The following is a 7,125-nucleotide window of genomic DNA, read 5'->3' on the forward strand; positions in this document are numbered from 1 at the left end:
GACGTCGTCGTCGACCGCCGCCTCGCCGCGCGGCATCGGGAACGCGAGCCGGGCGTTCGCGCGCGCGGTGACCCGGACGCGCTGCGGGTGGTCGATCCCGAGGACCAGGCCGGCGCGGGGGGCGTCGGCGACCGCCTGCGCGAGCGGCTCGACCACCCGCAGCGCGGCGCTGGGACTGAGCGGGCCGCCCGCGACGAGCTCGGCGAGATCCCGCCCGGGGGTCCACTCCGCGACCGCGGCGCCGAGCACGCCGCCGGGCAGCCGGGTGGACCCTGGCTGGATGACGTCGAGCACGCGGGCGGCGTGGCGGTGGGAGAAGTGCGCGGAGCGGGTCGCCCGGGAGAGTGCCGACGACGCGCGGGCGTCGGCCTGCCAGCCCCCGACCAGCAGCGTCATCGCGACGTCGCGCTCCAGCGTCGTGTCGCGGGCCTTCCACAGCACGGCGTCCGCCGAGCGGTCACGACCGACCTCGGCGACCAGCCGGTAGCGGTCGGCGATGACGGTGCCGGGCACGATCGCCCCGCCCGGTCCGACGGGGATCGGGCCGGAGGCGGGCGCGCGGGGACCCCACGGCGCGGGACGGCGACCGCGCGGTGCGCCGCCCGGGGAGCTCTCGCCCCGCCCGGCGTCGCCACGGCGTCCAGGGCTGGGCCGGGTCCCGGTGCCGCCACGGCGGCTGCCCTCGGGCAGGAAGGTCGTCGGGCCGTCGATCCCGGGGCCGCCCGTCACCGGCGGGACCGCGGTCGTGGCCGACTCGTCGGCGGCGTCGGGAGCGGGCTGCTGGCCCGCGGCGTCCCCGGCGTGGTCGTCGGCAGGCGGCGTGCCGTCACTATCGGGCGCGGGCGGCGTCTCGTCCTCGTCGGCGGCGTCGACCGGGCCGGACGTCTCGGCGACGGCGCCTCGTGGTGCCCCTGGCGCGCGGCGGCCGGCCATCGCGTCGTCCACCCCTCACCTCCGGCGCATTCACCACACCCCCCGCGCGGCCTCGGACCCTCCGACCGCACGCCCCCGTGCGGAGTCCGAGCCTACGGGACACCGGCCTGCCCGTCGTGGACCCGGCGCGTCCCGCGACACCCGTCACCACGGGGCAACCCGGATGGTCGTGGCCGCCGCGATCAGCGTCCGACGAGCCGGCGCAGGCGCGAGACCACCGGGTCGAGCTCGGGCACGCGCAGCAGGCGCATCGCGACCACGACGACGGCGAGCGAGACCAGGCCGCCGACACCGACGGACAGCCAGGCCTTCGCGACGAGCCCGGCGCCTCCGAGGACGCGCTCGAGCAGGGTGACGAGCACGACGGCGGTCAGCACCGAGACCACCGAGGCGATCCCGGTCAGCAGCACGGTGCGCAGGACCCGGCGGGTGTCGAGCCGCCCGATCCGGTGCCGCAGCCACACGTCGCCGACCACGAGGCCGACCACGAAACCGAACGCATTGACCGCGGCCAGACCGAGCACGACCTTGTCGGGCGGCAGCAGCACGGGGCACAGATACGCGAGCGGCACCTTCACCGCGGTCATGATCACCATGATCAGCGTGGGTGTGCGGGCGTCCGCCATCGCGTAGAACACGCGCAGCTGCAGCATGACCACGGCCATCGGCAGCAGACCGAACGCGGACGCGGACAGTGCGGCGCCGAGGGCCTCCGCGGACTGCCCGCCCGCGCGGCCGACCGAGAACATGGCGACGCCGAGCTGGGAGCCGAAGACCGTCAGGATCACGCTGACCGGGAGCAAGGTGACCGTCGAGAGCCGCGACCCGAGCGAGAGGTCGTCGACCACCTGGTCGAGGCGCCCGTTCGCCGCGGCCGCGCTCATCCGCGGCATGAGGGCGGTCAGCAACGACACCCCGAGCACGCCGTAGGGGACCTGGATGAGCAGCCAGGCGTTGGAGTAGATCGAGGGTCCGCCGTCGCTGGCGGTGAACGCCACCCGCAGGATCGCGGTGAGCCCGATCTGGCTGATGATCACGTAGGCGACCACCCACGCGGCCAGCCCGCCGAACGACGACAGCCGCGGGTCCCACCCGAACCGCCAGCGCCAGCGGAACCCGGTGCGCCGCATCGCGGGCAGCATCACCAGGGCCTGCAGGATGATGCCCAGGGTGCTGCCGATCCCCACGACGAGCAGCTGCGTGGTGCTGATCGGGCTGCCGTCGGTGGCGCCGGGCAGCATCCAGTAGATCGCCAGCGCGATGAGCACGACGACGTTGTTGAGCACTGGCGCCCACGCCGCGGGCCCGAAGACCGCCCGCGCGTTGAGGATCGCGCCGAACAGCGCACCCATCCCGTAGAAGAAGATCTGGGGCAGCAGGAGGTACGCGAAGTCGGTGGCGAGCGGCCGGTTCGCCTCGTTCTCGATGTACGGCAGGATCAGCAGCGGCGCCGCGAGCACCGCGATCACGGTCGCGGCGAGGAGCACCACCGCGGCCCCGGTGAGCAGCTTCTGGGCGAACCCGTCGCCGTCGTCGCCGTCCTCCTTCGCGGCACGGACCAGCACGGGGATGACGACGCTGGTCAGCACCCCGCCGAGCAGCAGCTCGAAGATGATGTTGGGCAGCGTGTTCGCGATGTTGAACGAGCTGCCGACCAGCCCGAGCCCGATGGTCGCCGCCAGCGCGAGTGTCCGCAGGAAGCCGGTGAGGCGGCTGACGAGCGTCGCCACCGCCATCCCGCTGGAGGCCTTCACCAGCGAGGAGTCGTTCCGGTCGTCGCTGGGGGTGCGCGGCGCGGGTACCGCCGAGGCGTCCTGCTCCAGCGGCGGCCGCGGGAGCAGGACGGTCTCGTCCTGGGAGTCGCCGACGGTCCACGACGAGAGCGGTGCCGACCGGTCGGTCCCGCCCTGCGTGGCGAGGGCGGCCATCCGCGCCGTCGCCTCCTCGACGCGGGCCGGGACGAGGTCGGTCTCGGTCGTCCGGTCGGTCGGCGGCACCGGCCCGTGGCCCGGGACCGCGCGGCCCGGGACCGTCATCTCCTCCGGTCCTTCGGCCGCGAGCGGTCGTGGCATCCGGGGGTCGGCCGTGCGTCCGCCCGCCTGGGGTGGTGCCGAGGGCCCCGGTGGGGCTCCGGGCGGAGGTCCCACGGGCCCGGCGGGACCTCGCGTGGCGGGACCGGGCTGTCCCGGTCCGGGCGGACCGGGCGCGCGGGGCGGCGCCGCTGGTCCGCGGCCCGCTGGCGGTCCCTGTCCGGGAGCCGGACCGGTCGGTCCGTGACCGGGAGCCCGGCCGGGCGGCGGTCCGGCGGGACGGCCCGGGGCACGCCCGGCGGGTGGTCCGGGCGGTGGCGGCCCGGGTGTGGGTCCGGCGGGGCCGCCCCGCGGCGGGAGCGGCCCGCGGGCGGCCCGCGGCCGCTGCTCGGGTGCGTGGTCGGCGGGGGGCCCGGAGGCCGGCATGACCGGGTGCTCGGGTGCGGGAGGCGGCGGCACGATGCCGTCCGCGGGAGGCGGTGGGGGCGGGACGACGGTGCGGTCGTCCCGGTCGCCCGCCCGTGGCGGACGGCGGCCGTCGGTCCCCCGGTCGTCGGGGTCGCGGTCGTCCGGCCGGACGGGGCCGTCGTCGGGACCCGGCCGCGCCCCGGGGGGCGCGCCGCGGTCGGGGCGCGTGGTCATCGGTCCTGGAGCTGGCGGCCCGGTCCGCCCGTCGACGGGTCCCCGCCCTGCGTCTCGTCCGTCGTCGACCCGTCCGTCGTCGCCCGGGCGTCCGGATCCACCGTCGGGATCGGACCGGTCGCGTGCCGCGGGCTGGGCCGGGACCGCCGGTCCTGCCGTGCCCGGCGTACCCGGCGAGCCACCCGCAGGCTCGCCAGGGTCACCAGCACGACGGCTGCGGACGCGGTCAACCACACCGTGATGGTGCCGTAGGCGGTGGATCGCAGCAGCAGACGACTCGTCGGCCCGAGTGAATCACCCCCCGGTGTGCGGGCCGTGGCGTCGACCGTGAACTGCCCGGACCGCCCGACGTCGAGGGCCACCTGGAACTGCACGCTCCCGAACGCGGGCACCCGGCGCACCGGCACGGGGGACACCCGGACGCCCGGTGTCGGCTCGAGCGCGACGGTGACGTCCACGGCGACGGGCAGCTGGTTCTCGACGGTGAGCAGCAGCGGCGCGTCACTCGACCCGAGCGCGTAGCTGCCCGCGGGCTGCACCACCCGCACCATCCCGCGCAGGGTGCGCATCTGGGCGGCGACGTCGTCCGCGGCGGCCCGCTGCAGGCCCGGATCCCCCCGGCCGGCGGCGGACAGGCTGCGCAGCAGCGCGCCGGTCAGCGGCTCGACGTAGTCCGACGGCGTGGGTGCCCCGCTGTGGTCCTGGCGGCTCGCGGCGAGCAGGTCGCGCTGGTCGTCGCGGACCCCGCGGATCTCGTCGAGGACGGCCGGGGACTGGTCCGAGACCGCCGCCCGGTCGCCCGAGCCCAGGGCCACGGTCGGGAGCGCGGCCCCGCGCGCCGCTCCGGTCGCCAGCAGGGTCCCGGCGTCGACGGGGGCCACCAGGCCGCGGCGGGCGAGGTCGCCGACCCCGGTGAGCAGGGCGCCGGCCTCGGCCGCGTCGGCGGCCCAGTCGGTGGGCGGGGCGAGCACGCTGGTGGCAGGGGCCGGGGTCGGGGCCAGGGCGCGCAGGGCGACGACGCCGAGTGCGTCCTGCGTCGCGAGCCCGGCGCCCGTGCCCGCGGGGCTCGTCGAGCCGTCGGAGGCGGCAGGCCGGGGCGCGAGGGCCTGCCGGGCGAGCGGGTCGGTGGCCAGCGCGAGCGGGGCGGTGCCGCTCTCGCCCGCGAAGCGCCCGACCGATCCCGGGGGGACCCCGCCCGCGAGCATCGTGCCGTCGACGACGAGCGACCGCGCGCCGCCGCCCGCGAGGTCGGCGAGGCTGCGCTCGTCGACCAGGCCGTCCGCGGGGACGGTGGCGTCCGGGACGGGTGGCGTGCCGAGCAGGTCCGCGACCCGGCGCTCGCCGAGCGTGCGGGCCGCCGTCGTGAGGTCGCTCATGTTGCCGCGCGAGGTCGCCAGCAGGTCGGCATCGGCATAGGGCAGCGCCAGCACGCAGCGGCCGCGCGCGGCGTCGCGGACCGAGGCGAGCCACGCGCCCGCGGCCGCCGCTCCGGTGCCCGGCCGCGAGCCGGTCGGGGTCCGGACCTGGTAGCCGCCGCTCATGCCCGCGGCGGTCTCGAGCAGGTCGGCGTCGACCGTGAGGCAGACCGACGCCGCGGCGGGACTGCCGGGCGGGGCGGACCGGTCGAGAGCATCCACCAGGCCGGCGAGACGGCCGCCGGGGGCGAACGACGTGGCGAGGCTGTCGTCGGCGAGCAGTGGAGGGGCACCCGGCGGCACCGCGAGGCGCCGCGGGCGGTCGGCCAGCGGCCAGAGCACCGACACCGTGGGGGCCCGGCCCGGCGCGGGGGCAGGCGCCCCGGCGCCGCCGGGCACCCCGGTCACGGGCAGCAGCATCTGCGCGGACGCGACGCGGGCGGGCGCGCCCGCCGTGCCGGGCGTGCCGTTGACGTCGACGACGAGGGGATAGACACCGGGCGTCGTGAGGGCCAGCGAGGAGTCGGCCGCGCCGCGCAGCGGGACCCGGACGGTGAACGGCACGTCGGCCGCGGGGTCGAGGTCCTGGGTGACCGGGGCGAACGCCGGGGCCGCCCCGCCGGGCCCGTCCGCGGACACCGAGCCGTCGAGGGCGCGCCCGACCTCGCGGTCGGTGGCGACCGAGGCGCCGCGCTGCACCCTCACCCCGACGTCGCGGACCGGCACCGCGCCACGGTTGGTGAGGTGGCCGGTGACGACGAGCTCGGGCGGGCCGTCCGAGGTCACGATCCGCGGGACGGCGCCGTCGAGGTCGAGGGTCAGCGAGCCCGGGGTGACGTCCTGGGCGGACCCGACCCCCGGGAAGAGCACCGCCAGCGCGGCGACCACGCCTGCGAGCAGGACGGCCCGGCCCCGGGCGAGGAACCGGTCCGCCCGGAGGAGGACCCGGTCGGCCCCCGCCGCGGGTCCTCGAGGGATCACGCGGACTCCTCCAGGATCTCCGCGGCGAGCCGCACCAGCCGCCGTTCGTCGGCGTAGGCCAGCCGGGAGCCGAGCTCGGTCAGGGGCACCCAGGCGACCTCGGTGACCTCGACGTCCTCGTCGGAGAGCTCGCCGCCGTGCGCCGCGAGCAGGAAGTGCTGCACCGTCTTGTGCACGCGCCGGTCCTCGGCGACGAACCAGTAGTCGATGCTGCCGAGCGGGGCCTGCACGGCCGCGATGATGCCGGTCTCCTCCTCGACCTCACGCACGGCAGCCTGCTCCGCGGTCTCACCCTCCTCGATGTGGCCCTTGGGCAGCGACCACAGCAGCCGCCCGCGCCGGTCCAGGCGCCCGATCAGCGCGGCACAGCCGCGTCCGGTGTCCACGACGAGGCCGCCCGCCGAGTACTCGTCGACCGTGCGCATGCGCCGCCGCGGGCCGCGCCGACGGCGGTCGGCCGAGCGTCGCGACGACGGGGGCATGCCGCGATCGTACGGCGGACGACCGAGCGGCGGGTCCCTCGCACGGTCGTGGGCGGGGCGGGGCGGGCCGGGTGGTGAGCAGCACGGCGCCGGGGTGGTGACCAGGACGGGCGCCGTGTCCGGGTTACGCTGTCTCGCCGTGCCCGGAGCCACCCAGACCGCCTCGCCGACATCGTCGTCCGCCCCCGCAGCGCCCGGGAATGAGCAGCGCGCGACCCAGGACGGCGGTCAGACTGCGGTGGTGGAGCTCCTGCGGTACTCCCCCGTCGCCGACGAGCTCGGCCACCGGTTCGCCGAGGCCGGTCACCGGCTGTACCTGGTGGGCGGCAGCGTCCGGGACGCCCTGCTCGGACGGCTCTCCAGCGACCTCGACTTCACCACCGACGCCCGCCCGCCCGCCGTCAAGAAGATCATCTCAGGCTGGGCGGAGGCGGTCTGGGAGACCGGGATCGAGTTCGGCACGATCGGCCTCGCCCGCCACGGGGTGACCCTCGAGGTCACGACGTTCCGCGCGGACAGCTACGACGGGGTCACCCGCAACCCGGTCGTCGCGTTCGGGGACTCCGTGGAGGGCGACCTCGTCCGGCGTGACTTCACCGCCAACGCGATGGCCGTGTCGCTGCCCGACCGCACGTTCGTCGA

General features: G+C 77.3%; 4 protein-coding genes and 1 pseudogene. 1 reads left to right on the forward strand and 4 read right to left on the reverse strand.

What is annotated here, in order from left to right; genetic code table 11:
- From VGI02_RS26700 to VGI02_RS26715, 4 genes are all read right to left on the reverse strand, one after another.
- Positions 1 to 945: protein kinase family protein (locus VGI02_RS26700; protein WP_527249139.1), on the reverse strand; the 945-nt coding region annotated here is incomplete at its 3' end.
- Positions 946 to 1,115: 170 nt separating this feature from the next.
- Positions 1,116 to 2,969 (reverse strand): murein biosynthesis integral membrane protein MurJ, encoded by a 1,854-nt coding sequence (gene murJ, locus VGI02_RS26705; RefSeq protein WP_331632704.1) that lies wholly within the window; start codon positions 2,967 to 2,969, stop codon positions 1,116 to 1,118.
- A gap of 632 nt (positions 2,970 to 3,601) precedes the next feature.
- Positions 3,602 to 6,001: a hypothetical protein gene (locus VGI02_RS26710; RefSeq protein ID WP_331632706.1), complete on the reverse strand. Its 2,400-nt coding sequence runs from the start codon at positions 5,999 to 6,001 to the stop codon at positions 3,602 to 3,604.
- A complete protein-coding gene (locus tag VGI02_RS26715) occupies positions 5,998 to 6,483 on the reverse strand; it encodes an NUDIX hydrolase (RefSeq protein WP_331632708.1) in 486 nt (161 codons plus the stop codon). Before VGI02_RS26715 ends, VGI02_RS26710 begins: the two co-directional genes overlap by 4 nt.
- Between VGI02_RS26715 and VGI02_RS29205 the strand changes: the two are divergent.
- A pseudogene (locus tag VGI02_RS29205) lies at positions 6,482 to 7,125 on the forward strand (hypothetical protein); the annotation flags it as partial. The gene VGI02_RS26715 and the pseudogene VGI02_RS29205 overlap by 2 nt on opposite strands.

Origin of the sequence: Actinomycetospora sp. (assembly GCF_036497245.1) — a bacterium.
GTDB lineage: Bacteria > Actinomycetota > Actinomycetes > Mycobacteriales > Pseudonocardiaceae > Actinomycetospora.

Bases quoted from the DNA above. Each gene is read 5' to 3' on its own strand.
- VGI02_RS26715 (WP_331632708.1), bottom strand. From the start codon at position 6,483: ATGCCCCCGTCGTCGCGACGCTCGGCCGACCGCCGTCGGCGCGGCCCG.
- murJ (WP_331632704.1), bottom strand. From the start codon at position 2,969: ATGACGGTCCCGGGCCGCGCGGTCCCGGGCCACGGGCCGGTGCCGCCG.